The following is a 24,557-nucleotide window of genomic DNA, read 5'->3' on the forward strand; positions in this document are numbered from 1 at the left end:
ATGCAATCGACTTTTTACACAGTTTTATTATTTACTCGCAAATGTTGCAGGCATCACAACGCCAACGACTTCACCAGTTGCACAAAGTGCGTCATCTGCGAATACTTCCACAAACACTTTAAATTTCTTCGGATGAATTTCCTCCACTTTACCAACTGCCTTCAACAAAGCTCCATGCGGCGTAGGCTTCATATAATTCACATTCAGCGAGGCCGTCACAAATCGTGGCGGTTCTTCCCCACCACCTGGTTCATGCCCATTTTTCCGATGAAGTGCTAAAGCACACGAACCCGTTCCATGACAATCCACAAGTGAAGCAATCAACCCACCATAGACGAATCCTGGAATGGCAATATGCTTCGATGACGGCTCGTAATACGTCACCGTTTCTTCACCTTGCCAGCCTGTCCGAAAATGATAGCCGTCTTCATTTAGTCGTCCACAGCCAAAGCACCAAGCAAAATCATCTGGGTATTCGTCTTGAATCGCATGTATGACTTCTTTCACCATTGTCACATCCTCCCCATTCTCTTAAAGCAATTATAACAGTCTTTTAATCGTTCAAAATATCTTTCAAAAACTTTTCTCGGTGATCCAGAAAATATTTCGTAATCTGATAGTGTTCTGTTGATTCATAATCAGTTTCTTTTATAACTCCATCATCAAAACTCAAAATCGTCGCATCTGGATAGCCTAAAATAATCGGTGAGTGTGTCGCGATGATGAATTGACAATCTTCCTCTCGGACAAGATCATGCATGACGCGTAAAAAGGACAATTGTCGTTGAGGGGATAGAGCGGCCTCAGGCTCGTCGAGTAAGTAAATGGCTTTCCCCTGAAAACGATTGAGAAATAACGACAAAAATGATTCACCATGTGATTGCTCATGTAGTGATTTTCCACCGTAAGCCTGATAAGAGCCATAGGGTTGTCTCGCCATATCATCGACGTGAGAAGCAAAGTGATAAAACGATTCGGCTCGTAAAAAGAAGCCATTCGTTACTTTCGGCATCCATGACAATCGTAGATGTTCACTCAATGCACTTTCTGATGCATCGACTTCGTACGTATTATTTCTGCCCCCACCTGCTGGATTAAACCCACATAAATCTGCTATGCCCTCCAGCAAGGTCGACTTACCAGAACCATTTTCCCCTACAAAAAAGGTCACTCTCTTTGTTAAATCCAATTCCGTCATGGATTGAATAGAAGGAATCGAGAAAGGATATTCTTCTTTCACTGAATTCTCCTCCTGAAGAAGCGTTATTCTTCTTAAAACCAATTGTTCATCCCTCCAATCTTACACCTTTATGGTCGCAAGTACGATACTAACCGCCGTCGTCTGCGTATACTACAGAAACGAAATGCAGGGGGTATTCAATATGAAAATGAGAGCATTCCTACTCATTGCCATTCTCATTGGCGGTTGCTATACGATGATACGGTCGTTCAACGACTACAACGAAAAACAGTTCACAGACCTTCTTAATACCATGAATCCATCATTCACCACAGCACTCTTCACAAAACCATCCACTTCGGGAAACACCAGTGAAACATGGCATGTCGATGAGCATTCCGAAATTAACAGCTTACTGGACTTCCTTCAAGATTACCATATCCGGAAATTAAAGCCCGAAGAAATAAATACGAATGATGAAACTCGCCATTTCACTATTCAATTACAAGATGAAGATGGAAATACCTTAAGCATTCTAGTCAATGAAAATCTAATCATCCAAAACTCTTTACTTTACTTTGAAATTGTCGATGGTCCACTTGATACAGAGTGGCTTGTTCATTTTTTTTATTACTAAACAGATTTGACTTCCTTCATTTTGGGCTCCATGCTATATACTAGTCAAAAGCGTGTAAAAAGGAGCCCATTACTATGGATTTTAAAAATATCGAAGAACAAGTCATTCAAAAATATCAAGAAGACGAACAACTCATGATTCGTTTGTTCGTCCAATGGTGTACCAATCATCAGTTGGACCCCCACGAGTTGTACAAACGTGCCTATCCAAACCAACAGGAAAATGCCGCCATGAAGAACATCATCGAACAAGCAGATGCCGAAGATGACATCAACATCGATAACGAAACAATGCTCGATGTGCTCCAGCTTTTCAGCAATGAAGACCTGGCTTTTATCGTAGCAGACGAGATAGAACGGCTCACTCGAAAATAAGGCACTTATAACTTTCATTCACCAATATAGGACATTACCTCATCTACGTAACTATCTAAAGGCCTCCCAGAATCGACTGTGAAACATTCGATATCTGGAGGTCTTTTACTATTTTTCACCCATTCTACAAACGCTTCTTCGGAGGAAACTTGCTGAATTTGACTAATCATACGTGTACGATTCTTCAGTCTTTTCCGGATCTCTTCAACGTCATTTAAATAACATTCAACATATTTATACTTAGCACGGTGTTTCTCAGAGAGCTTAGTGCCCTTTTCAACCATTTCTGAATAGAAGCAAGGACTATCCAGTATAACGCTATGACCTTCGGATAAATGAAAATCAATTAATGACCACTCGATATCGTACGCTATTTTACCAGTAGCATTCGTGTCGATACAATTCGCTTCTAAAGATGTTAATAAAGTCGATTTGACTATATCATGATCGATGATAATTGCACCCGTCAATTTTGCTACTATTCTAGCAAGCGTCGACTTTCCAGAGCCAGGGAACCCAGACATTTGTAAAAAAAACATAAAACACACATCCCCAATACTTTCTTTTAATTATTGTTTAAGGGCTCACAGTCCGCAGATAATATAAATATAACACCCACTATCGTAATATTCATAATGAATTGATTCATTTTTACTTTTCATCTACTCTACGATATACTATTAATTAGTTCGAAATCCGTAATAAAAGGGAGAGATGAGATTTGGTTAAAAGTTTACCACTGCGTTCGGAAGTAAAACTAGAAGAAACGTGGAATTTGCAGGATCTTTTCAAAACTGAGGAAGACTACAATGCAGCCATCGCAGAGCTTGAAACTGCCGTGGATGTGTTTGCTGGGAAATTCACTGGCAACATATCTAATCCAACAACAGCCATTGAAGCATTAAAAGGCTATGCGGCACTTTACGAAAAAATGGTTCCTATCGGCACGTATACAAGCCTATCATCCAGTACAGACCAAACGGATGATACTGCACAAATGCGTTCAAGTAAATTCGGTTCGATTGCTGCAAAAATCAATAGTAAACTGTCTTTTGTCGACAGCGAACTGACTGAATTGCCTGTTGAAACTTTGAAAGAAGCGATGCAACAATCTGCTGATTACCAGAATTACTTAGAAAAATTAATTCGCCAAAAAGACTATCAGCTACATCCTGAAGTCGAGAAAACACTTGCCGCATTTTCTTCAACATTCAGTGGACCATATGGCTTGTATAACACAACAAAAATGGTCGACATGTCATTCGATGATTTTGAAGCAGACGGTCAAAAGTATCCGCTAAGCTATGTATCATTCGAAGGTGACTGGGAGTCTGAAGCAAATACCGCCAAGCGTCGTGCAGCATTTGAATCCTTCTCTACTAAACTGAAGGATTATCAGCATACAACAGCAAAAACGTACGATATGCATCTGCAAATTGAAAAAACAACATCTGATGTACGCGGCTACAACACGATTTTCGATTATTTATTGTTCAATCAAGAAGTCGATAAACCCATGTATGACCGCCAAATCGATTTGATCACGACAGAGCTTGCACCGCATATGCGCAAGTATGCAAAATTACTTCAAAAAGTACATGGCTTGGATAAAATGACGTTCGCTGACTTAAAAATTCCACTTGATCCAACATACGAACCGACAATTACAGTGGAGGAATCGAAAAAGTATATTGACGATGCACTTGCGATTATGGGTGATGATTATTTGAACATGGTGCAACGTTCTTACGACGAACGTTGGATAGATTTTGCTCAAAATAAAGGCAAATCCACAGGCGCTTTCTGTTCAAGCCCTTACGGCAATCACCCGTATATCCTCATTTCATGGACAGGTAGCATGGAAGACGTCTTCGTCCTAGCACATGAGCTTGGGCATGCTGGACATTTCTATAATGCCAATCGCGAGCAAAATATTTTCAATGCGCGTCCATCTTTATACTTCATTGAGGCACCTTCAACGATGAATGAAATGTTGGTTGCCAATCATCTGTTGAAAAACTCGGATGATCCGAAGTTTAAACGTTGGGTTATTTCTTCTATCGTGGCACGCACGTACTACCATAACTTTGTAACACATTTGCTAGAAGCCGCTTATCAGCGTAAAGTCTATGAGCGTATCGATGCAGGTGGTAGTGTCAATGCAGGCGTGTTGAATAACTTGAAACGTGGCGTTTTAGAGGAATTCTGGGGAGATGACGTTGACATTACAGAGGGTGCTGAATTGACATGGATGCGCCAGCCACACTACTACATGGGCTTGTATCCATACACATACAGTGCTGGACTGACGATTTCCACACAAGTATCTAAACGTGTCTTAGCAGAAGGTCAGTCAGCCGTCGATGAATGGTTGGAAGTGTTGAAGGCTGGTGGTACAAAATCACCTGCCGACCTTGCCAAAATGGCTGGCGTCGACATTACAACCGAGCAACCGTTACGTGACACAATCGCTTATATTGGTGAGCTGATTGATCAATTAGTTGTGTTGACAGAAGAAATCGAAGCAAGCAACTAATTTTCCTCACATTGTAAAGTGACTCCTTGATTGGGGTCACTTTTTTTCGCACAAACAAAATGACAGACTAGTACTACTAATGGAATAATTCATGTATACTAACGTATAAATAGGGACTACTTAAGAGAAAGAGGTTAATCTATGACACTGTCAAATCGATTAAAAAATTTACCGCCACACTTCTTTTCTTCTCTCGTTCGAAATGTTGAACAAGCACTCGCTCAAGGGCGAGATGTGATTAACTTAGGTCGAGGCAATCCCGACCAACCAACACCGCCTCATATTGTCAAAGCATTGCAGGAGGCTGTTGAAGACCCCGCAACGCATGGATACTCGCCATTCAGAGGAATCGCGGAATTCAAGGAGGCTGCTGCTGACTTTTACAAACGTGAGTACAATGTCAATATTGACCCAAAAACCGAGGTTGCTGTCCTATTTGGCACAAAGCCCGGATTAGTCGGGTTGCCTCTTGCCCTTATGAATGAAGGAGAATTGCTATTACTACCGGACCCAGGCTATCCAGATTATTTGTCTAGTGTCAGCTTAGCAAATATCAACTACGATACAATTCCATTGCTGGTGGAAAATAATTTTTTACCAGATTACAGCACATTATCTGACGAACAAAAGAAAGCCAAGTTAATGTATTTAAACTATCCAAACAACCCTACGAGTGCTACTGCAACAATTCCATTTTTCGAGGAAACAGTTGCTTTAGCAAAAGCGAATGACATCGCTATTATGCACGACTTTGCATACGGCGGTATCGGTTTCGACGGTCAAAAACCTATCAGCTTCCTACAGGCAACAGGTGCTAAAGAGGTTGGAATTGAAATGTACACCATGTCAAAAACGTATAATATGGCCGGCTGGCGCGTCGGTTTTGCTGTTGGCAATGCCGATATGATTCAAGCCATTGGCACCTTGCAAGATTATTTATTCATCGACATCTTTCCAGCCATTCAACGTGCCGCCGCTGTTGCATTAACAAGTAGTCAAGACTGTGTCGATGAGCTCGTCGCTCTGTATGAAAGTCGGCGTAATGTTTTAATTGCAGAGTGCAACCGAATTGGCTGGAACGTCATCGCGCCGACCGCATCATTCTTCGCATGGTTGCCCGTTCCTACGGGCTATACAAGTGAATCTTTCACAAATGTCCTGCTCAATAAAGCCGATGTAGCCGTTTCACCAGGTCGCGCCTTTGGGACTTATGGAGAAGGCTATGTACGCGTCGGATTATTGGAAACGGAAGATCGATTGAGAGAAGCTGTTGCTCGTATTGAAAAACTAGATTTATTTTCATGATTAAGAACTGACGGACTGTATCGAGTCCGGCAGTTCTTTATTTACACACAGGCACTAGCATACATCGTAAAACTAACTGCTCATTCCTTCATCCTCGTCTCTGTCCAGTCGATCTACAAGTCTCTCTAGTAATTTTCCAAGCATTTCAACATCCGGACTCGTCGTATTATTATTTGACTTCTCTTTTTTCAATTCATCAATTTGCTTTTGAAGCTTGTCGAGTTCTTGTTGCTGCTGTGCATCAGAAATCAGGCCTTCTTCTATTGAAATCGCTCCACCAATCGTTTGTAAAGCATCACCTAATGTCGAAATGGCTGACCCTAATAACGAAATTTTCGCGCCCCTATTTAAAGAGTCATCATTAGACATTATTTTATCGTTTATGATTGGATAATTTCGTCGCAAAACCATCGCCCCTCTACCCAATTTGTCGAATGATTATTTCAGCTTTCAAGCTATTATATGTGATTGATGATAGTAGAGGTCCTTCCAGATGAGTATCTAGTTGATGAGTGATTTTGATTAATGAGATACGGGCATTACAAATCCTAGCTGCACAGAATCAGCAATACGATTATATCCAATTTCCCGATAGATTTTATTCGACGTTGGATTCATTAAATCTGTATACAATACACAAAAATTATAGTTTCTTAGCAGTTCAGTTGAGCAAGCTGCCACCATCGACCGAGCATAGCCTTTTTTACGCTCCTCATGCGGTGTGAACACGAAAGATACCGTGACACCATGCTCGGTAGGACGCGCTTTTTTCATCATTGACACGACTTTTCCATCATGCTCCCACAAAAACACTTCTTGTTCACTAATAAACAAGGACACACGTTTTTTCACCTCTTCTAAAGATGTAATTGGTAGCCCAGTATCCTCCTCAAATATCGTAAACCATCCCTCAATCAGCGGAGAATCCCTCTCATCCGCAAGACGCCATTTTCCAGGACTTTGTTGCAAAGCTTTATTTACTTTATCTAGCCGATACAATCCTTGATCCATCAACAATTTATGAACTGTTCCTGTTTTTACTTCCCATTTCTCTGCAAAACGGTATGCCCATGCCTTCAGGCTAATGACAGAACTCATTTCAATCCTAAATTCCACCAGTTTTTTTATTAATACATCTACGATTCCTTCTATTCGCTTTTCATCCACAATAATGAGATTTAGTGGATGTGGTGGTGTCATTTGCATTAATGCCAACACTTTCCCATCCTCTTCTATCGTCGCCATAAAAGGATTGTCATAACGACCAGCTTTGATGGCTTGTAACACACCGAAAAACAGGCTGTAGACATCTTCTTTTTCTGTCAAAATCGGCTCTGCTTGTAACGCAAAGTCATGCACATCGGCATACTGTCTAAATTCCATTGCCATCCCCCTCGCTAAAATGCTATTTAAAAAAGGATATGCACCTTCCTCAAAAATAGAAAGGTACCATATCCTTTAAATTACCCGAATGTTTCGCCACTGTCTAGGCTTAATTGCCACTCAATACCGAACTTGTCCGTTATTTGGCCATAGCATTTGCTGAAAAATGTTTCTTGTAGCTCCAAGTTTACCTTGCCGCCTTCTTTCAGTTTACTGAACACAGATTTAATTTCATTCTCATCTTTACTGACGACTGCAAGCGTAATGTTATTTCCTAGGGTGAAAGGTGATCCTGGAAAAGTATCGGAAAACATCACATTACTACCGCTAATGTTAAGCCGTGTGTGCATCACTAAATTCTTCGCTTCTTCTGGAAGAGGATACTCTGGATTGGGTGGCCCTTCTCCGAACGTCATAATTTTGGGTGCTTCTGTTTCAAAAACCTCTGCATAAAACCCTACTGCTTCACGACAATTTCCATTAAAATTAAAATACACATCAATAGCCATTTTTCCACTCCTTCTTTTTTCATACTAAGCCTATTTTATCATTAAAATAGTAAAATCTAAATAGACCACACAGAATTGTTCCCCAAAATGAGGACAATAAAACATACAAGGACGAAATAGAATATAAAAAGACATGCATCCGCAAAGATGCACATCTCTAACTATGTATCACAGGTACTCATTCACCAAAACATCGGCTTTTGTACCATCAACCATAACATGAGGAGCATTAGGCCAAGATAAACCCATGACGTGGTCATCAACCTTTTGAGAATATCAGTTTTATCGGCATCAGGATTATGAAACCGACGCAATACAATTGTAAAGCCTTTTGATAAGAAAACACCTGATAAAAGTAAAACAGCAAGCGTTAGGATCACCCATGATGTAGTCCATGGATAAGGTCCAAAAATCAGTAGCAAGACACCACTAACTACAAGGACATGCCCTGCATGCATAACGATTCGAATGACAACCTTAATTACGGATAAATATGCTTGTTCTATGCCAGCTTCAACACCATGTAGACGCTTGATAACCGGCATCAAAATTGTTAACGGACCAATGGACAGAACTGCACTCAGCACATGGAGAAAAACAATTATTCCGTAGATTTCCGATTTCATCTCACGATTACTTCGCTATCGGGCTAAATTCATGTACCCACACGCTCATCTTCGGAATCCATGGCATTTTTGCATGCATAGACAAAATCGCTTGTTTGTACTCCTCCATGTTCGTGTAGCCCTCTTGCTGTGCGTGTTCGTCCGTCATTTCACCAAGTGTTTGTGAATAAAGTGCATCCACTTTAAACTCTTTGCCATCCAGCACCATAATTTCTCCAGGATATGCGTAAACACCATTACGGCGCGTAGCCGTTTTTTTGCCGTTCAATACTTTTTGAACATCTTCAGGGATTGTGACAAGTCGTTCAATCGAGCATGTTTTTTCAGGAAAATCAGTCATTTAAATCGCTCCTTATACTATAATTACTTCTATCTTTATCATAACGATTTCCGTTTGTTTTTGCGACAATTCAGAGGATGAAATCACTTCATTATAATAAAAAAACATTCCCAGACACTTATCGTTCACATTTAACCCACATAAAGTTCACTCTCACCAGCTTCCGATTTCTGTGAAGGGCAAAAGGAAGGCTCAGTCCATTAAATTTCAACTGAGCCTATCCAACTTTTTATATTTGTTTCAATAAATTCGCCATTTCTATGGCAACTGTACCCGCATCCCAGCCTTTATTGCCAGCTTTCGTCCCAGCACGTTCAATTGCTTGCTCAATTGTATCTGTCGTTAAGACACCGAAAATAACGGGAACTCCTTCTTGCATATTAATGGCGGCGACGCCTTTTGCCACTTCATTACACACAAAATCGAAATGTGGTGTTGCGCCACGAATCACCGTACCAAGCGTAATGACAGCATCGTATTTCCCCGAAGCAGCCATTTTTTTTGCCACAAGCGGAATTTCATAAGCACCCGGCACCCAAGCAACCGCCGTATCACTTTCAGCAACACCGTGACGGCGCAATGCATCTTCCGCGCCATCTAACAGTTTTCCCGTAATAAATTCATTAAATCTCGCAACGACGATTCCGATTTTCAATCCTGTTCCAACTAAATGTCCTTCGTAAATTGTTCCCATCATAAATCCCCCTTAAAATTCAATATCAGCGACATGCTTGATACGTTTTTCATTTTCTCTGCAATAGGCAATCAGTTCCTGTATCGTCAAAATAACAAGATTCAATCGTTCCGCTATCTCTTTCAACTGCGGACCTCTTGCCATCGTTCCATCGACATTCATAATTTCACAAATAACACCGACTGGTTCTGCTCCAGCCAGCCTAGCCAAGTCAATAGCAGCCTCTGTATGGCCTGCCCGTTTCAGGACTCCACCCTCTTTTGCAATCAATGGAAAAATATGTCCCGGTCTTCTAAAATCTGTTGGGCCAGCATCACTTCCAAGCATTTTCAATACAGTCTCTGAACGTTCAAACGCGGAGATTCCGGTGTGACATTCCGAGTGATCAATGCTGATGGTAAATGCAGTTCCGTGCACATCACTATTATTTTCTGTCATGAGCCCAAGTTCGAGCTGTCGTGATTTCTTCTCATCTATCGGCACGCAGATAAGTCCACGGCCTTCCGTTGCCATAAAGTTAATCATTTCAGGTGTAGCAAATTCTCCGAGGGCAACAAAGTCCCCTTCATTTTCCCTGTCCTCGTCATCAACGACGATAATTGCTTTCCCTTTTTTCAGTTCTTCGACTGCTATTTCAACAGTAGTATACATCTGTTGTCCTCCCTTAACCGAGGAATCCACTGGTGATGAGTGTATCCATTGTTAAACCACCTGCTGAATTCTCTTTGTTTGTAGTCATTAGCCGTTCAATATATTTTGCGAGCATGTCACATTCAACGTTCACTCGATCCCCGTTTCGTTTTCTGCTTATGATTGAATCATCTTGCGTGACCGGAATGAGTGAGATGATAAATCCTTTATCGGTCACACCAAAGACAGTCAGTGAAGTTCCATCCACTGTTACAGAACCTTTTGGGATAAAATACTTTAACAGGTTAGCCTCTACACTGATTTCTACATACACAGCATTTTCTTTCTGTCTAATCAAAATAATTTCGCCTGTGCCATCAACATGTCCACTGACGAGATGACCACCGAAACGACCATCCGCCGCCATCGCTCTTTCTAGATTGACGGGACTTCCCGCACGCAACGCTTGGAGTGTTGTCGCCTTAACTGTTTCCGGCATGACATCCGCTGTAAATTGGTTGCTTGAGAAGTGTGAGACCGTCAAACAAACACCGTTCACCGCAATACTATCTCCTTTTTTAACATCGCTTAGCACTTTGCTACAACGGATCGATAGTTGCAATGAATTCGTCGCTGGCCTTACCGCTGAAACTGTTCCGATTTCTTCAATAATTCCAGTAAACAATTACTGTCAATCCTCCTTCACGAACCTGGCATGCAATCGAAAATCATCCCCGATTTGTGGCACATCTAAAAAACGGAGTGATTCGTCACCCGGTTCCGTGTATTGTCCATGAATAAAGAAGCATCATTGCTAATCAGTTTCCGACTCTTATAGAAGCGGAGAACTTCTGCTGAATCAAGTTAAAACGGGTAAAAAATAATTGTTGCTACAGCACCGTCAGTGACGATATTTGCTGTTGTTGGCGTCCTAGGATGCCGGTCTAAAAATAATTCGAATTGGATTCTTTCCACCATGGGGCAAACGGGTGGTGAGGAAAGGGTTATCATGAAGTACGGTTTGTATGCCGACCAAAATAGCATCATGGGTATGGCGGAGGTGATGGACATCGGTTCTAGCTGCATCCGAAGTAATCCATTTGCTGTCCCCAGTCTGCGTTGAAAGACAACCGTCGAGAGTTGCGGCGGCTTTCAAGGTGACATACGGCTTCCCGTAGTAATTAATAAGGTGAAAAAATGCTCGATTCATCTGCTCTGCCTCTTCCTGTAAAATGCCGGTGGCAACTTCAATTTCGGCAACTTTAAGAAGCCCGATTCCTGTTCCGTTGGCGGAAGGATTCGGTGAATTCTGTCCTATTGCACTGTGCGCCAGTCCAAGAGTAATTCCCATACAATATCTATGGTCCATCAGCATTCCTCCTTTCACTGTTATGAAAGGGCAGAGATCAATTGCGCCTCGGCGTAATTGCGTCCAGATTTTTTCGAGCAGGCTCGAAAAGTTCCATTGAAAATCTGTGACATCCGCCGGAGGCTTTAACTTGATTCAATTGGGACTTGATCCCACTGAATCAAGTTAAATAAGCATCATACGTATAGTCAAACAACTTCTCCCATCCAGACTTTAACTGTCGGTGCCGGAATTTCACCAGCTCCACCGCCTTCCAACAAGGAAGGACGGGTCACGGACTAACGAGCAATTGCTCGATCACCGCCGGTAAGGAATTTCACCTTGCCCCGAAGAGTTTTTCTAAAACGTATTTATGTTAAGTTAGCATACTACCTCAATTTAAGCAAAAAAAAAGACCTAGTTCCGATTGAACGGAGCTAAGTCTCTGCTAGGTTTCTAACTTATTTCTTCAAATCTTCAATTGATGTAATGTCCATATACTGTGGCACAACTAGCCCAGTTTTAACACCTTCCATGTTAACACCAAGTTCTTCAAATTTGCCTGCAAATTTTTCAGCATATGTTTTATGCGTCAATGGTAACCATGCTGCAAGCGATGCATCTGCACTGCCATCCGCTACCGCTGTCCATAAAGGACCTGCCTCAACTTGAACCAGTGTTACATTATATCCCATAGCTTCCAACACTAATTTAATCACATTATGGCTAGCAATTTCGCTATCCCATGCCACATAAGCTAGTTTGATTTTATCGCCTTCTACTTTATCTACACCAGCAGTCCACTCAGCGACTTTATCTTCATTGGCATCAATCCAATTTTGTGCAGCAACATCTTCTTTTTCACCTTCTTGAATAGCAATCATCACTTCACCCATGTCAGCTTCTGTCCAGTTGAACTGTGACAAAATCTGATGTGCTTCTGGTAAATCATCCGCAAGTCCAAGTCTACCAATTGTACGAATTTGTTCTTCTTCACCGTATACACCTTTTGGATCTTCAAGATATTTCAGATCGTATTCAGCAAACTTCCAATGCGGCGTCCATCCTGTTACAACAATTGGTTCTTCTTTATCGTAGGCTTTTTTCAAAGCTGCCGTCATTGCTGCGCCTGAACCTGTTACTAAGTCGTAATCATCCAAGCCATACTCTCCAATTGCTTTTTCAGTCGCTTCCATAATACCTGCACCTGGGTCAATCCCAGTAATTTTATAGTCTAGTGACTCACCAACAGATTTTGTTGATTCCGTCCCTGAATCTGTACCTGCCTTGTCATCACTGTTACCACATGCCGCAAGTCCTACTGCCAGTAGAGCAACCGCTCCGAGTCCTAAAACCTTTTTCGTCAATTTCATAATGTAGTTCCCCCTTGTTTTTTCTTTCCGGCGTGCTGTGTAACGCGATCCAAAATAATTGCCACAATAACAATGGCGAGACCTGCTTCAAATCCAACACCCGTTTTTAATTGTGTAACAGCCCGGTATACTTCTTCACCAAGGCCCGGTGCACCAACCATAGAAGCAATAACCACCATGGATAATGACAGCATGATACTTTGATTGACACCTGCCATAATCGTTGGTTTGGCTAACGGAATTTGTGTTTTCACTAACCGCTGCCAAGTTGTCGAACCAAACGCTTCTGTTGCCTCAATCAAATCTTTTGGAACTTGTTCAATACCGAGCATCGTCAAACGAATGGTTGGCGGCATTGAAAATATAACTGATGCAACCACTCCCGGAACGACTCCAATATTGAAAAAGAAAATTGCTGGTAGCAAGTAAACAAAAGCAGGCATCGTCTGCATAAGATCCAAAACAGGATTAATGACTTTACGTGCTCGTGCTTGCTGCGAACCCCAAATACCAAGTGGAATTCCAATCACAATCGCTATCGCAACGGAAGTAACCACTAGCGCCAGCATCTGTAGCATCGAATACCAATAGCCTAAATAATCGATGAACAATAAGCCGATAAGCGACATCAAAGCAATCCGCCGCGTGGAGATTAACCACGCGAGCAAGGAGAATAGAACGGCAAGCAGAATCGATGGCACCATACTAAGTCCTTCCACTGACCCTTCAACAATCCCCGCAAGTAAATCTGCAATACCATCAAACACAGTGCCAAATGTAGTCACGAGCCAGTCGACCCCATTATCAATCCAATCCGCAAACGGTATACGAGGTAAGTTATTCATTTGATTCCACCTCCGAATCGGTTTGTTCGATGGTATCAGCAACGCCATCATTATTAATAAACTGATTGTCGCCAGCCAATGCGCCGATCAGTGCACCGCGAATAATAATTCCTTGTAACTTGTTATCCTCATTTACTACAGCGACAGGTATGGTTGCTGTTGAAACGATATCAAATAGATCAATTAGCAATGTATCCGCAGACATCATCGGTAGATCGCTAATGAGAACTTCCTGCAGTGTTTTTCCTGATTCAGTTGCAGCTACTGCATCCTGCGCCGTTACCGCACCCAGTAGACGATTCCCTTTATCCACCACATAGATGGATGAAATCCCAAGGCGTTTCATCAGTCGTAGCGCAACCCTAGGACCACGGTCGATTTGAACTGTGTCAGCCTTTATCATAATATGACCTGCTGTCAATACCTTAGACAAATCAACATCCTCAACGAAACGTTCAACATATTCATTCGATGGACTCATTAATATTTCCTCAGGCGTCCCAATTTGAACGATTTCGCCATCTTTCATTAACGCAATCCGATCTCCAATTCGCAGTGCTTCATCTAAATCATGGGTAATGAAAATAATTGTTTTTCCCATATCATTATGAAGCTGCAATAATTCGTCTTGCATATCTTTTCGGATGAGTGGATCGAGTGCACTAAAAGCCTCATCCATTAACAAAATATCTGGACCGTTTGCAAGTGCTCTTGCAAGACCAACACGTTGCTGCATCCCACCACTTAATTGATTTGGATACTGATCCTCATAACCAGCAAGGCCAACAAGTTTCAGAGATTCTTTTGCTTTTTCCTGACGTTCCGCTTTCGCCACGCCTTGAATTTCCAGACCATATTCCGTATTTTCAAGAATTGTCTTATGCGGGAAGAGCGCAAAATTTTGAAAAACCATTCCAATTTTTTTACGTCTTACTTCACGAAGTTGCTCTTTATTCATCTTAACGATATCTTCACCATCTAGTAGGATCGTCCCCATCGTTGGGTCAATCAATCTGTTCAACAGTCTAACCAGCGTTGATTTTCCACTACCTGACAAGCCCATGATGACAAATATTTCACCATCGTAAACATCAAAGGATGCCTTTTTCACACCGACTGTAGCCCCAGTCGCTTTCAAAATCTCACTTTTCGTCTTTCCTTCATTGAGTAGCTGCGCCGCCCGTTTACTATTTTTGCCAAAAATCTTCGTCGTGTTATGCACTTCGATTTTCTTACTGGCAATTTGATCACTCATGCGTACACTCCTTACAGTTATCCATTACGCCTTGGCGTAATTACGTCCAAATTTTGAATAAGCAGGGAGTTAAATTTCTTGTAACTATTGACTCACCTGCAACACAAAAACACTTGCTGATTCAAGTTAAAACTCTAGAACACTCACAAGTATAGACTAAACAAAATAAAAATTCAACCGTTTAGACTAAGTTAATAGTTTGTACGGAAAAAACTGTTTGTATAATAATTATTATAAATTGCTTTTTTCGACAGGATATAATACGCTAGATTAAAATAACTGGATTGGCTTACGTATGCCGATGACAGTGGAGGGAAAACTTGCATGAACGGTAAAGAAAGACTTGAAAAAACGCGTGAACGGATTATTGAATCTATCGCACAAAATATACATCTTTATGGTCTGACACCTTCTTCAGGAAGGCAGTTTGCCACTATGTTTTTTCATAATGAGCCGTTGACATTAGATGATATGACGGAAGAACTTGGAATGAGTAAAACAAGCATGAGCACTTCTGTACGGGCATTATCCGATTTAAAATTAGTTGAACGGGCTTGGAAAAAAGGAGTTCGGAAAGATCTCTATCAGGTGACCGATGATTGGTATCAAAGCTTTATTGATTTATTTTCAATTAAATGGAGAAAATCGGTTAACCAGCATTCAGTCGCAATTAGAAGATCGTTAGTAGAGCTAGAAGAATTAGTCATGGACTCATCTGTTAGTGATGAAGTAAAAGAACTAGCCCATATAGATATTGAAAAATTACAATATATGCGTGATTACTATGAATGGCTCGATCGACTAGTTGATGCCTTCGAGGACCATGATATTTTCAATCTCGTACCGATTAAAAAACCATAATGAAAAGCCACTCTATCAGACTAAAAAATCTGACGGAGTGGCTTTTTGTATTCGTTGAATGAGCTTGCGCTGACAGTTTCCGGGATAAGACTGACAGTTCCCACCTGATAACTATATCACCTTCTATTCACGACTCTTTTTTCACACCGTTATAGCCGTTATCTCCAAATGGCTGTAATTTTTCTAGCCATTTATCCAACAGCTGCTCAAGGATTTTCTTTTTATTGACCCCTTGCCAATCCTTTTCATCAACCGCTTCCAATTCTACAAATTCAAACTGTTCTTTTCCGTAAAAATCCCAATCAGCTTGAAGATCCTTCAGCGTACTGACACCATTATTTAAACTAAATTTCAATCCGTTCAACGTTTTAAAATTTGGTGTAGAACCGACAAATACTTTTCCATTGGTCAAATTCTTGATTTGAAAAATTCCATAACTCGGTTTCTCTTCTTTCGCCTTCAGTTTCATTTCTTTTTTAAAATCCATTTCGCGATCCTCTCCATCTTTTAAATTGGGCCCCAGGTGATACTTACTGCCCTCACTATTACGCGTCAACAAGCCCCGATCAACTAACTCTCGCCGTAACAGCATATAATCCTCAAATATATCCACCAATATTGTGTTGACTTCTTTTTCGGCATACACCTTTCCAGGTCTAAACAGCAACGCTACATGCGCCACTAGCAGATCTCTTTCGTACTCTTTTAACTGGTACGATATCAAACGTCCATCTTCCTTGGAAAAATAACGTTCCAATTCTACAGGCGGTTTAAATGATTTCTCGATTAATTTCTGACTTATCGGTTCACTCACTACTAATTTTTGCTGCTGGTTCAATAAATTCATAGCAGCGACAAGCGTTCTAGCTTGCTTCTCTTTTTTCCGCAACGCAAAGCGATGATTGCGAACGGTCGACAGGCTACCGATTTGTAGTTCTTGCTGAATTTCCTTATCTGACTTCCCAGCATAAATAAAAGAAAGCAGTTTCGTTTGTTGGTCAGATAATCCTGTGCTCTCCCGCCCACCTTCGAGCAGACGTTCAAAAATAGTACCATGTACTTCCTCGATATGATGCTCCATAAAGCGCCAGTCTTCAAAAAGCACCTCTCCTACAGGGTAAATAACCCCTTTTGCAACCCTTTCATCACAAAACAAACAACAATAATAACGATTTTCTTCCATATACCCCATTTCCATTACTTCTACAGAAAAACCTTCTATTTTATTCACACCACAAACACCTTTCGATTAAATCTTATTTTATATAGACAATTATACATTTTATCTACTAATCAATCAATGTGGATTAAAAATAAAAACCGTACCCTGTAGGATATGGCTTTTATCACTGTTATTTACTCACTAACACTTCCAGCTCAACTGCAACATTCCCCTTAATAGCTCGACTAATCATGCAGGAGGTTTCTGCTTTTTCAGCTAATCTTTGCGCAAGTGCTTCATCTTTTTCTGTTGCATCCGATTTCAACACAATAAGCGGTTTATGGATAATTTTCTTGTAGGTAATGACACCATTCGTCACATCAACAACACCTACAGACTCCATCGTCAAAGCTTCCTTGTCTAGCTTACTGCGTTCCATCATCGCTGCTAGCGTAATGATATAACAAGTGGCCGCCGCGCCTAACAGCATTTCATCAGGGTTTGTACCAATCCCTGGGCCATCCATTTCAGGTGGGATTGACACTTCTGTTATTAAATTTCCCGCTTCAATTGTTCCTACATCATTCCGCAAGCCTGGCCAGTTTGCTGTTAAATGAAAATGGTGCTCTGCCATGTTAAATCACTCCAATGAAAGTTTGTATGATAGTTATCATTATACAACGCAAAAGTCATTCACAACGTCGTGAATGACTTCTCTTCAGTACTATTTCGAAAACACCTGACGCCACTCATCCTTTTTCGCAAGCATCTCTTGCGCAAGCTGTTGTGCACCTTCTAGGCTATGACTTGCCGCCCATCCGCACTGTACTTCATTACAGGCTGGAACTTCCGTCGCGATAACAACATTCTGCAATGTCTTTTCTAAAATAATCAAGATATCCTCGTAATCATCATGGTTGATGACAGATAAATAAAAACCGGTTTGACAGCCCATTGGACTCAAGTCGACTACTTGGTCAGAATGATTACGGATATTTTCTGCCATTAAATGCTCAATTGAATGCAAAGCAGGCATCTCCATATGCTCTTTGTTCGGTTGTTTAAAACGAATATCATATTTATAGACAACATCACCATGATTACCTTGTTTTGTACCTGCTAAACGAACAAACGGCGCAGCAACCTTCGTATGATCTAGATTAAAACTTTCAACATTCATCTTCACCATCATCATTCCTCCCATTGGTTTGTCAGTTTAATCTTGAGTTCCACTATCCCGACTTAATTACTCTACTTAACAGTCTAGTTATACCATAATTCTAATTTGAACGCCAATTTACTTTATTCAAAATAAAGGACCTCCTGATTCACTATCCAGGAGGTCCTTCATGGTTATTCAACTATAATTGTATACACTTCATGCTCGTGCAAGTCTTTGTCATCTTCAACGTGAATTTGTACGCTGTACGTTCCCGCTTGTGTAAATGCATATGTATATGCATATTCACCTGCTTCAGATTCGGTAGCGTCAATCCAATCATGTTTATCAGGATTTTCTTCATTCCAGATTTCATAGCGCACCCTTGCTTTTTCCAACGGTGTTCCATCTATTTGGAGATGAACAACGAGATCTGTCTCTACCTCCTCTTTTACATGCTCTGGCTCAACGAAATGCATTGAAAATCCTTCTGCGTGTCCATCATGATGACCTTCACCGTGATGCTCTTCGCTGTCATGCCCTTCCGCATCCTGCGCACCGCTACCGACAATCACTTTTTTCATCGGCATCGTATGCAAACCTCTTGCCGTTACATGTACTTGAATATGGAATACGCCGTCATGATCGAAAGCTGTTTCAGCTGTATATAAACCGTCTTTTTCATTGATAGATTCCATCTTCACACTGTCTTCTTTCTTGCCTTCTTCCCAAATTTCAAACAGAACTTCATCTGCATCTTCTACTGCTTCATCACCTTGTGTCACAACTGCCGCCATGTCCACAGTTCCATTCACTTCAACTTCTTCTGTCACCGTCAAATCCACAATAATTGGTTGCGGCACCTCATCAACAGCAGTATCCTTTGGTTTCTCATTGCCACATGCTGCCATCATCGCCAGCACTAGCCCTACTATAAATATCCATGATTTTTGTTTCATTCAAGTTCCCTCCATACGCTGTATTACTTAACTTAATTGAATAAATTCAGTATCATTATATACAGAAAGTAAGAAGTAAATGTGAAGTTTATCATTTCACATAGACTTCACATCTTTTTGAGAACATAATGGATGGATAAATCTCTTTTATCAATTACGCCTCGGCGTAATTGTGCCCGCAGGACGCGGGTATGCAGTCGTTGCGAATCGAACAGCAAAGGGTTCGATTTGCCATATTTCTGCGTTCTTTGCAGAAATTAAGGCACTTCCTTTCAGGATGTCGCGAACCTAGACTGCCTTCTTTTTGTGACATCCGCCGGAGGCTTAGCTTGAATTAGCGGGGAATTTGGATTCCCTCTAATTTAAATACATGTTAGCATCCATCCGTGACTTATTTTGAAGTGGATAATTCCGCTAAATCAAGCGAAACGAGGTTATTTTATGAATAAATCAACGATTATGATTATAGACGATGAAGAACAAATGAGACAATTAATCCGTACTTTGTTGGAAAAAGAAGGCTACACCGTTGTCGAAGCGACAGATGGTGTACACGCGCTGTTTTTAATCGATAAAACAGCTCCCCAATTATTAATTGTCGATGTGATGATGCCCTATATGGACGGCTTTACCTTTGCACGTGAAGTGAAGCGTAGCTCTAACGTTCCATTGATTTTTTTATCTGCAAAAGGGGAGGAATGGGACAAAGTACAAGGCTTGAAGCTTGGTGGAGATGATTATATTGTCAAACCTTTCTTACCTGACGAGTTGCTAGCAAGGGTCGAGTCTGTGTTAAGACGCTCGTATCAAAATAAACCCCTAGCTGATATTTTGAAGGTCGGACCTATTATTGTCGACACTGATGCACACACAGTGACCCTGAACGGGACACAACTATCCTTAACACCAAAGGAATTTGGTATGCTTCATTTACTTGTGAAGAACAAAGGGCGCGTTTATACGCGTGAACAGCTACTTCAGTTGATTTGGGGTGAGGATCACCAGAGCAGCGCACGGACTGTCGATACGCATATCAAGACGTTACGCCTTAAAATGGGCGATGAAGGCGATCTGATTGAAACCGTTTGGGGTCTCGGCTATAAATTCGAGGTGTGAGATGAAAAATTTAACACTAAGTAAAAAAATCTTAATCGTGCTTGGTGCCAGTATTGGCTTTTCTATTTTATTTTCCTTTTTCTTCATTTACTATTTATATTCAAAATTGTATTTAGCAAGTATTGAGGAATCTATCATCTATCAAGGTCAAAAAACAGCAGCTCATTATCATTATGGAGAATTAAGTGAGGATATCATTGACAAAATCCAATGGTATAACGTCATTTCAGAATATGAAATTATTGTTGTCGATAATTTGGAGGAGCTCACGACTTCATTCCCATATAAAATCAATTACGAAACGCTTATTGACGCAGATGACCAAGTCATTTTAGAACAAGGGACCTTCGTTATGAAAGAAGGGTTTGTCGAAGAGCTTGATCGCGAAATAATTGGGGCAATTTTCCCAATCAAAGGCGAAGACGGGCTTCTTGGCTTCATCTATATTTATGTACCACTTGCAGCTATTCAAGACGTATTCCAGGAAAGTATTCCCCTTCTAATCATTGTGGGTGTCTTATTTTTCTTCTTGCTTTTTCTTGCAGTCAATCGTGTCTGGCAATCTTTATTCAAGCCGATTCAAGAGCTACAGCGACTTTCTGTTGAAGTATCGAAGGGGAATTATTCCAATCGGATTGAAACCGTTAGTCAAGATGAGCTCGGTCAATTGACTCAGGCATTCAACTCTATGAGTCAGTCGTTAGAGCAGCAAGAGATACGTAAGAAGGAATTTATCTCCAATATTGTCCATGAGCTACGCACCCCATTAACGTATATCGGGGGCTATACGCATGTGCTAAAGGAAAAAATCTATTCATCACCAGAAGAAGCTGAAAATTATTTGACGACTATTGAGAAAGAAACAATACGACTCAACAAGCTTATCAATGATTTAATCGAACTGAATCATTTACAGGAAGATATGTATATCATCGATAGACAACCTATCGCTATCGCTCAACTTCTTGTTGATACAATCGATCTTTTCGCAATTCATTTCACTGAGAAAAATTTGCGTTTGGATTTAAATATTGGTGAAGACCTCATTATTATGGGCGACTCAAAAAGAGTTCAGCAAGTCTTTTACAATACAATCGACAATGCCATTAAGTATTCCGTTGCCAATGGGACGATCGCTATCACGCTGAAAGACAAAGACGACTTTGTTCAATTCAGACTGACGAATAAAGGAACACATATTAACGAAGTGGATTTGAAACGGATAGGCGAACGCTTTTTCCGGACTGACAAAGCACGAACCCGCACAACGGGTGGAACTGGCTTAGGCATCACAATCGTCAAAGAAATCATTCGCCTACACAATGGACAATTTACGATAACCAGTGATTCTGTAATAGGAACGACCGTTACGATTCAATTACCTGGTTTACCAACCGAAGAGAAGGAAGATATTTAATATGAAAAAAATAAATGGTTTGCTCTTTTCCATCGTCTTCCTGCTACTACTATCAGCCTGTGGTACCAAACCTTTAATGAGTAAGCCGGTGTCAGCTTTCTCTTTTACAGATCAAGATGGACAAACTTTTGGAACAGATGAATTATCCGGTAAGATTTGGATTGCCGATTTCATCTTCACCGAATGTCAGACTGTCTGCCTACCGATGATGTTTGAAGCAGCTGAATTGCAACAACAATTTAAAGAACAAGACTTAGAAGTTGAGTTTGTAAGCTTTACGGTAGATCCTTTAGTCGATTCACCTGAAGTATTAAAGGATTACATCCGTCAATATTCAGATGACGAGTCTAACTGGCATATGCTCACTGGCTATTCTCAACAAGAAATAGAAAAATTTGCGATGGATGAATTCAAAACCATCATTATTAAACCTGAATCATCCAATCAAGTTCTTCACGGTACTAACTTTTACCTGATCGATCAGCAAGGGGTTCTTATCAAAGAATATAATTATGTGAATACTTCCTATGCCAAAGAATTAATGAAAGACATAAAAAAAATTCAAACACGATAAAAACAGCTCTTGGATCTCAATCCAAGAGCTGTTTTACTATTTTTTTTGCATACGAGATTTCACAATACTTATCAGAACAGGTAAAACAGATACAAAAATAATAAGTAAAATGACTGTTGAAAAATTCTCTTTAATGAGGGGATAATTGCCAAAGAAATAGCCTGCGATCGTACAAATCCCTACCCAAAGAGCTGCGCCCAAAACATTATATAAAAAGAAATAACCATAATTCATGCGACTAGCCCCTGCAACAAATGGGATAAACGTGCGGATAAACGGCATAAAGCGTGCGATTACGATTGTTTTACCACCATGTCGATTAAAGAAGTTCTGAGCCTTGGTCATTTTCTCTTGATTGATCATTCTGCCCATAAAGCTATTCGGTGAGATTGCCATCCCTACTCTTTTACCAATTTGATAGTTTACCGTATCGCCTATGACCGCTGCTGTAAAGAATATAATTACAAGAAGGACAATGTTGAAGGCATCCATTGCAGCAAGTGCACCACTAGCAAATAATAAAGAATCACCTGGTAAAAAAGGAAAAATAACAATACCTGTCTCCACAAAAACGATTAAAAATAAAATGACGTACGACCATGTGCCAAATTGTTGAATGATTTCAACCAAATGCTGATCGATATGCAAAATAAAGCTAATTAAGTTCTGAATAATTGTCATGTATGTACTCACTTTCACGATTATTTGTTAAATCAGTTGTGTCAAACGTGTCTCGGCGTAATTACACACCAATTTTGAATTGAGCTCCGTTACACAACCATTAATAAAGGACGACGCAAACTTACCCTGAGTTCCCTTTATCAGCAGGTATTTCGTCTTCAGTACAAAAGCAGTGGCTGAATAATGTTAAAACAACCTTTTTCATCATACTTCTTTCTACTGAGGTTGTCACGAAACAGATTAATTGACCACTCCTCCATTTTTTCGTATATAGTAATAGTATCTTATGATTGAGGGGTAAAAACATGCTAACACTAGAACAATTACACGCAATTGAGGCTCTTCAAAAAGAATGTGAACAAGCCGATACGATTCAACTAAAACTAAACTGGGATATGCTACGGCAAAGAGATGATCTGACTATGGATTTTTTCTATGAAGAAAACGGACAACTTCTTGCTTACTTAGCTTTATATGGCTTCGGCTCATCAGTAGAAGTTTGTGGGATGGTCAAACCAAGTGAAAGAAGAAAGCGTCACTTTTCAAACCTTTGGCAACAAGCACTTCAAGTGATTGAAGAAAAAGGTTTTCAGAAAATTTTATTGAATGCACCGGCCTCCTCCTTATCTGCTAAGGAGTGGATTGCAACTCAACCATGCATATATGAATTTTCAGAGTTTCAGATGCAGTGGGTGCAGCAATCGCTGAAAGAGAGTACGGATATCTTAATACGGCAATCATTGCCCTCCGATGCTTCCTTTGAAATACAGCTTGACGTCCTATCATTCGAAATGAGTGAAGAAGATGCACAGCATCATCATGATGCCATTAAAAATCGAACAGAAGAATATCGCTTCATTATCGTGGCTGATGGTACTGATGTCGGAAAAATTCGTGTGAGTAAAATAGATGGCGAAGCATATATCTATGGTTTTGCCATCTTGCCGGAGTTTCAAGGAAAAGGCTATGGCGGGAAAGCACTTCGCAACATAGTCAAGCAACAGCACGAGGCTGGATATAGCATTGGACTTGATGTTGAGGCAAAAAACAATCATGCTCTTCGACTTTATGAATCAATCGGCTTCAAGGCTGCCCAAGCTCAGGATTATTATTTGTGGAACTAACAAAAAAACGTTAGAATAGGCTTAGCTCTATCCGACATGGGTATCTTAACAGGGGAGGGATCACCTATGCATGAACAAAATCATCAAGCCATCTGCACGATTACGTATCATCTTGTCGAGCGTATTGCGGGTTGGTATGATCAAACAACAAATCGCACCACTCACTACATTCATCTATACGCAGATTCAATTTCAACCACAAAAAACAGCTTCAAATTTAAGCAGGTTTTGGATATGTCGTATAAGCCTTTCTCTGGCGGGGCTGGACTCTTTTATCTGCATACCAATCAAGGTGTCTTTATGTATGAAGTGGATGCAGATCCTACTCACTTCATTCAATCGTATAAAAAATTACGTGATTAAGGCTTAAAGGTAAACTAACTATCATCGCGAAGAAATATTTATACTTTAATCCCATTCCCTAAGTCGAATGGGATTTTCATTGTTCCGACTTTTTGACAATACGACG

General features: G+C 40.6%; 30 protein-coding genes and 1 riboswitch. Of the genes, 10 read left to right on the top strand and 20 right to left on the bottom strand.

Translation table 11 applies throughout. The features are described 5' to 3' along the window. Positions 1-27: 27 nt before the first annotated feature. Together MKZ10_RS13805 and MKZ10_RS13810 are read right to left on the bottom strand one after the other, a co-directional pair. The gene (locus tag MKZ10_RS13805) at positions 28-510 is read right to left on the bottom strand and encodes a PaaI family thioesterase (protein ID WP_342505519.1); all 483 of its coding nucleotides are present in this window, start codon (positions 508-510) and stop codon (positions 28-30) included. A gap of 43 nt (positions 511-553) precedes the next feature. Next, positions 554-1,282: an AAA family ATPase gene (locus tag MKZ10_RS13810; protein ID WP_342505520.1), complete on the bottom strand. Its 729-nt coding sequence runs from the start codon at positions 1,280-1,282 to the stop codon at positions 554-556. Positions 1,283-1,382: 100 nt separating this feature from the next. Between MKZ10_RS13810 and MKZ10_RS13815 the strand changes: the two genes are divergently transcribed. Together MKZ10_RS13815 and MKZ10_RS13820 are read left to right on the top strand one after the other, a co-directional pair. Then, positions 1,383-1,817 (top strand): hypothetical protein, encoded by a 435-nt coding sequence (locus MKZ10_RS13815; RefSeq protein ID WP_342505521.1) that lies wholly within the window; start codon positions 1,383-1,385, stop codon positions 1,815-1,817. Positions 1,818-1,891: 74 nt separating this feature from the next. Beyond that, the gene (locus MKZ10_RS13820; RefSeq protein WP_342505522.1) at positions 1,892-2,191 is read left to right on the top strand and encodes a hypothetical protein; all 300 of its coding nucleotides are present in this window, start codon (positions 1,892-1,894) and stop codon (positions 2,189-2,191) included. A gap of 14 nt (positions 2,192-2,205) precedes the next feature. Here the strand turns inward: MKZ10_RS13820 and MKZ10_RS13825 are convergent, their stop codons facing one another. Continuing rightward, complete coding sequence (locus MKZ10_RS13825; RefSeq protein WP_342505523.1) at positions 2,206-2,730, bottom strand: AAA family ATPase; 525 nt, start codon at positions 2,728-2,730, stop codon at positions 2,206-2,208. 182 nt (positions 2,731-2,912) lie between these two features. On the opposite strand from MKZ10_RS13825, the gene pepF reads away from it, so the two are divergent. Next, positions 2,913-4,727, top strand: coding sequence for an oligoendopeptidase F (gene pepF / locus MKZ10_RS13830; protein WP_342505524.1), 1,815 nt, complete (start codon positions 2,913-2,915; stop codon positions 4,725-4,727). Between the two features lie 141 nt (positions 4,728-4,868). Then, a complete protein-coding gene (locus MKZ10_RS13835; RefSeq protein WP_342505525.1) occupies positions 4,869-6,032 on the top strand; it encodes a pyridoxal phosphate-dependent aminotransferase in 1,164 nt (387 codons plus the stop codon). Positions 6,033-6,104: 72 nt separating this feature from the next. Here the strand turns inward: MKZ10_RS13835 and MKZ10_RS13840 are convergent, their stop codons facing one another. The 12 genes from MKZ10_RS13840 to MKZ10_RS13895 form a co-directional block, all read right to left on the bottom strand. After that, complete coding sequence (locus tag MKZ10_RS13840) at positions 6,105-6,437, bottom strand: hypothetical protein (protein WP_342505526.1); 333 nt, start codon at positions 6,435-6,437, stop codon at positions 6,105-6,107. A 117-nt stretch (positions 6,438-6,554) separates the two neighbouring features. Continuing rightward, on the bottom strand, positions 6,555-7,415 hold the full coding sequence (locus MKZ10_RS13845; protein ID WP_342505527.1) for a GNAT family N-acetyltransferase: 861 nt from the start codon (positions 7,413-7,415) through the stop codon (positions 6,555-6,557). A gap of 80 nt (positions 7,416-7,495) precedes the next feature. Continuing rightward, positions 7,496-7,924, bottom strand: coding sequence for a VOC family protein (locus tag MKZ10_RS13850; protein WP_342505528.1), 429 nt, complete (start codon positions 7,922-7,924; stop codon positions 7,496-7,498). A 182-nt stretch (positions 7,925-8,106) separates the two neighbouring features. After that, positions 8,107-8,550, bottom strand: a complete 444-nt coding sequence (locus tag MKZ10_RS13855; RefSeq protein WP_342505529.1) for a hypothetical protein — start codon at positions 8,548-8,550, stop codon at positions 8,107-8,109. Positions 8,551-8,557: 7 nt separating this feature from the next. Further along, the gene (locus tag MKZ10_RS13860; protein WP_342505530.1) at positions 8,558-8,890 is read right to left on the bottom strand and encodes an ASCH domain-containing protein; all 333 of its coding nucleotides are present in this window, start codon (positions 8,888-8,890) and stop codon (positions 8,558-8,560) included. Between the two features lie 229 nt (positions 8,891-9,119). Beyond that, positions 9,120-9,584 (bottom strand): 6,7-dimethyl-8-ribityllumazine synthase, encoded by a 465-nt coding sequence (gene ribE / locus MKZ10_RS13865; protein WP_342510214.1) that lies wholly within the window; start codon positions 9,582-9,584, stop codon positions 9,120-9,122. A gap of 12 nt (positions 9,585-9,596) precedes the next feature. Next, positions 9,597-10,235, bottom strand: coding sequence for a 3,4-dihydroxy-2-butanone-4-phosphate synthase (gene ribB / locus MKZ10_RS13870; RefSeq protein WP_342505531.1), 639 nt, complete (start codon positions 10,233-10,235; stop codon positions 9,597-9,599). A gap of 13 nt (positions 10,236-10,248) precedes the next feature. Further along, positions 10,249-10,899: a riboflavin synthase gene (ribE, locus tag MKZ10_RS13875; RefSeq protein ID WP_342505532.1), complete on the bottom strand. Its 651-nt coding sequence runs from the start codon at positions 10,897-10,899 to the stop codon at positions 10,249-10,251. Between the two features lie 246 nt (positions 10,900-11,145). Beyond that, positions 11,146-11,583, bottom strand: a complete 438-nt coding sequence (locus MKZ10_RS13880) for a dihydrofolate reductase family protein (protein WP_342505533.1) — start codon at positions 11,581-11,583, stop codon at positions 11,146-11,148. A gap of 190 nt (positions 11,584-11,773) precedes the next feature. Beyond that, a riboswitch (FMN riboswitch) is annotated at positions 11,774-11,921 on the bottom strand. A gap of 102 nt (positions 11,922-12,023) precedes the next feature. Further along, positions 12,024-12,935 carry a glycine betaine ABC transporter substrate-binding protein gene (locus MKZ10_RS13885; RefSeq protein ID WP_342505534.1) on the bottom strand — a complete coding sequence of 304 codons (912 nt, stop codon included), beginning with the start codon at positions 12,933-12,935 and terminating at the stop codon, positions 12,024-12,026. Then, positions 12,932-13,780: a proline/glycine betaine ABC transporter permease gene (locus MKZ10_RS13890; protein WP_342505535.1), complete on the bottom strand. Its 849-nt coding sequence runs from the start codon at positions 13,778-13,780 to the stop codon at positions 12,932-12,934. Before MKZ10_RS13890 ends, MKZ10_RS13885 begins: the two co-directional genes overlap by 4 nt. Continuing rightward, the gene (locus tag MKZ10_RS13895; RefSeq protein WP_342505536.1) at positions 13,773-15,035 is read right to left on the bottom strand and encodes a glycine betaine/L-proline ABC transporter ATP-binding protein; all 1,263 of its coding nucleotides are present in this window, start codon (positions 15,033-15,035) and stop codon (positions 13,773-13,775) included. The genes MKZ10_RS13890 and MKZ10_RS13895 overlap by 8 nt, the downstream gene beginning before the upstream one ends. A 324-nt stretch (positions 15,036-15,359) precedes the next feature. Between MKZ10_RS13895 and MKZ10_RS13900 the strand changes: the two genes are divergently transcribed. After that, the gene (locus tag MKZ10_RS13900; RefSeq protein ID WP_342505537.1) at positions 15,360-15,896 is read left to right on the top strand and encodes a GbsR/MarR family transcriptional regulator; all 537 of its coding nucleotides are present in this window, start codon (positions 15,360-15,362) and stop codon (positions 15,894-15,896) included. Between the two features lie 127 nt (positions 15,897-16,023). On the opposite strand, the gene MKZ10_RS13905 is transcribed toward MKZ10_RS13900, so the two are convergent. From MKZ10_RS13905 to MKZ10_RS13920, 4 genes are all read right to left on the bottom strand, one after another. Continuing rightward, positions 16,024-17,127 (bottom strand): DUF2087 domain-containing protein, encoded by a 1,104-nt coding sequence (locus MKZ10_RS13905; RefSeq protein WP_342505538.1) that lies wholly within the window; start codon positions 17,125-17,127, stop codon positions 16,024-16,026. A 121-nt stretch (positions 17,128-17,248) separates the two neighbouring features. Beyond that, the gene (locus MKZ10_RS13910; RefSeq protein WP_342505539.1) at positions 17,249-17,692 is read right to left on the bottom strand and encodes an OsmC family protein; all 444 of its coding nucleotides are present in this window, start codon (positions 17,690-17,692) and stop codon (positions 17,249-17,251) included. Positions 17,693-17,782: 90 nt separating this feature from the next. Then, positions 17,783-18,247: an S-ribosylhomocysteine lyase gene (locus MKZ10_RS13915; RefSeq protein ID WP_342510217.1), complete on the bottom strand. Its 465-nt coding sequence runs from the start codon at positions 18,245-18,247 to the stop codon at positions 17,783-17,785. A gap of 164 nt (positions 18,248-18,411) precedes the next feature. Next, positions 18,412-19,176: a FixH family protein gene (locus MKZ10_RS13920; protein ID WP_342505540.1), complete on the bottom strand. Its 765-nt coding sequence runs from the start codon at positions 19,174-19,176 to the stop codon at positions 18,412-18,414. Positions 19,177-19,617: 441 nt separating this feature from the next. Between MKZ10_RS13920 and MKZ10_RS13925 the strand changes: the two genes are divergently transcribed. Genes MKZ10_RS13925 through MKZ10_RS13935 form a run of 3 tightly spaced genes read left to right on the top strand, consistent with a single transcriptional unit; the run spans position 19,618 to position 22,283 of the window. Next, the gene (locus MKZ10_RS13925) at positions 19,618-20,292 is read left to right on the top strand and encodes a response regulator transcription factor (RefSeq protein ID WP_342505541.1); all 675 of its coding nucleotides are present in this window, start codon (positions 19,618-19,620) and stop codon (positions 20,290-20,292) included. A 1-nt stretch (position 20,293) separates the two neighbouring features. Continuing rightward, complete coding sequence (locus MKZ10_RS13930) at positions 20,294-21,709, top strand: HAMP domain-containing sensor histidine kinase (protein ID WP_342505542.1); 1,416 nt, start codon at positions 20,294-20,296, stop codon at positions 21,707-21,709. A 1-nt stretch (position 21,710) separates the two neighbouring features. Then, positions 21,711-22,283 (top strand): SCO family protein, encoded by a 573-nt coding sequence (locus tag MKZ10_RS13935; protein WP_342505543.1) that lies wholly within the window; start codon positions 21,711-21,713, stop codon positions 22,281-22,283. A gap of 36 nt (positions 22,284-22,319) precedes the next feature. Here MKZ10_RS13935 and MKZ10_RS13940 read toward each other — a convergent pair whose 3' ends face one another. Then, positions 22,320-22,964 (bottom strand): VTT domain-containing protein, encoded by a 645-nt coding sequence (locus MKZ10_RS13940; protein ID WP_342505544.1) that lies wholly within the window; start codon positions 22,962-22,964, stop codon positions 22,320-22,322. Between the two features lie 305 nt (positions 22,965-23,269). Between MKZ10_RS13940 and MKZ10_RS13945 the strand changes: the two genes are divergently transcribed. Together MKZ10_RS13945 and MKZ10_RS13950 are read left to right on the top strand one after the other, a co-directional pair. Then, positions 23,270-24,088 (top strand): GNAT family N-acetyltransferase, encoded by an 819-nt coding sequence (locus tag MKZ10_RS13945; RefSeq protein WP_342505545.1) that lies wholly within the window; start codon positions 23,270-23,272, stop codon positions 24,086-24,088. A gap of 66 nt (positions 24,089-24,154) precedes the next feature. Next, entirely contained in the window at positions 24,155-24,451 is a 297-nt protein-coding gene (locus MKZ10_RS13950; RefSeq protein WP_342505546.1) for a hypothetical protein, read from the top strand. The last annotated feature ends 106 nt before the right edge of the window (positions 24,452-24,557 follow it).

Origin of the sequence: Sporosarcina sp. FSL K6-2383 (assembly GCF_038618305.1) — a bacterium.
Taxonomy (GTDB): Bacteria; Bacillota; Bacilli; order Bacillales_A; family Planococcaceae; genus Sporosarcina.

What these genes read in the sequence shown, in the direction of transcription:
- MKZ10_RS13805 (WP_342505519.1), bottom strand. Translation starts at nt 510, where the DNA reads ATGGTGAAAGAAGTCATACATGCGATTCAAGACGAATACCCAGATGAT.
- MKZ10_RS13815 (WP_342505521.1), top strand. Translation starts at nt 1,383, where the DNA reads ATGAAAATGAGAGCATTCCTACTCATTGCCATTCTCATTGGCGGTTGC.
- MKZ10_RS13820 (WP_342505522.1), top strand. Translation starts at nt 1,892, where the DNA reads ATGGATTTTAAAAATATCGAAGAACAAGTCATTCAAAAATATCAAGAA.
- MKZ10_RS13825 (WP_342505523.1), bottom strand. Translation starts at nt 2,730, where the DNA reads ATGTTTTTTTTACAAATGTCTGGGTTCCCTGGCTCTGGAAAGTCGACG.
- MKZ10_RS13835 (WP_342505525.1), top strand. Translation starts at nt 4,869, where the DNA reads ATGACACTGTCAAATCGATTAAAAAATTTACCGCCACACTTCTTTTCT.
- MKZ10_RS13845 (WP_342505527.1), bottom strand. Translation starts at nt 7,415, where the DNA reads ATGGAATTTAGACAGTATGCCGATGTGCATGACTTTGCGTTACAAGCA.
- MKZ10_RS13850 (WP_342505528.1), bottom strand. Translation starts at nt 7,924, where the DNA reads ATGGCTATTGATGTGTATTTTAATTTTAATGGAAATTGTCGTGAAGCA.
- MKZ10_RS13855 (WP_342505529.1), bottom strand. Translation starts at nt 8,550, where the DNA reads ATGAAATCGGAAATCTACGGAATAATTGTTTTTCTCCATGTGCTGAGT.
- MKZ10_RS13860 (WP_342505530.1), bottom strand. Translation starts at nt 8,890, where the DNA reads ATGACTGATTTTCCTGAAAAAACATGCTCGATTGAACGACTTGTCACA.
- ribE (WP_342510214.1), bottom strand. Translation starts at nt 9,584, where the DNA reads ATGGGAACAATTTACGAAGGACATTTAGTTGGAACAGGATTGAAAATC.
- ribB (WP_342505531.1), bottom strand. Translation starts at nt 10,235, where the DNA reads ATGTATACTACTGTTGAAATAGCAGTCGAAGAACTGAAAAAAGGGAAA.
- MKZ10_RS13880 (WP_342505533.1), bottom strand. Translation starts at nt 11,583, where the DNA reads ATGGACCATAGATATTGTATGGGAATTACTCTTGGACTGGCGCACAGT.
- MKZ10_RS13885 (WP_342505534.1), bottom strand. Translation starts at nt 12,935, where the DNA reads ATGAAATTGACGAAAAAGGTTTTAGGACTCGGAGCGGTTGCTCTACTG.
- MKZ10_RS13890 (WP_342505535.1), bottom strand. Translation starts at nt 13,780, where the DNA reads ATGAATAACTTACCTCGTATACCGTTTGCGGATTGGATTGATAATGGG.
- MKZ10_RS13895 (WP_342505536.1), bottom strand. Translation starts at nt 15,035, where the DNA reads ATGAGTGATCAAATTGCCAGTAAGAAAATCGAAGTGCATAACACGACG.
- MKZ10_RS13900 (WP_342505537.1), top strand. Translation starts at nt 15,360, where the DNA reads ATGAACGGTAAAGAAAGACTTGAAAAAACGCGTGAACGGATTATTGAA.
- MKZ10_RS13910 (WP_342505539.1), bottom strand. Translation starts at nt 17,692, where the DNA reads ATGGCAGAGCACCATTTTCATTTAACAGCAAACTGGCCAGGCTTGCGG.
- MKZ10_RS13915 (WP_342510217.1), bottom strand. Translation starts at nt 18,247, where the DNA reads ATGGTGAAGATGAATGTTGAAAGTTTTAATCTAGATCATACGAAGGTT.
- MKZ10_RS13920 (WP_342505540.1), bottom strand. Translation starts at nt 19,176, where the DNA reads ATGAAACAAAAATCATGGATATTTATAGTAGGGCTAGTGCTGGCGATG.
- MKZ10_RS13925 (WP_342505541.1), top strand. Translation starts at nt 19,618, where the DNA reads ATGAATAAATCAACGATTATGATTATAGACGATGAAGAACAAATGAGA.
- MKZ10_RS13930 (WP_342505542.1), top strand. Translation starts at nt 20,294, where the DNA reads ATGAAAAATTTAACACTAAGTAAAAAAATCTTAATCGTGCTTGGTGCC.
- MKZ10_RS13935 (WP_342505543.1), top strand. Translation starts at nt 21,711, where the DNA reads ATGAAAAAAATAAATGGTTTGCTCTTTTCCATCGTCTTCCTGCTACTA.
- MKZ10_RS13940 (WP_342505544.1), bottom strand. Translation starts at nt 22,964, where the DNA reads ATGACAATTATTCAGAACTTAATTAGCTTTATTTTGCATATCGATCAG.
- MKZ10_RS13945 (WP_342505545.1), top strand. Translation starts at nt 23,270, where the DNA reads ATGCTAACACTAGAACAATTACACGCAATTGAGGCTCTTCAAAAAGAA.
- MKZ10_RS13950 (WP_342505546.1), top strand. Translation starts at nt 24,155, where the DNA reads ATGCATGAACAAAATCATCAAGCCATCTGCACGATTACGTATCATCTT.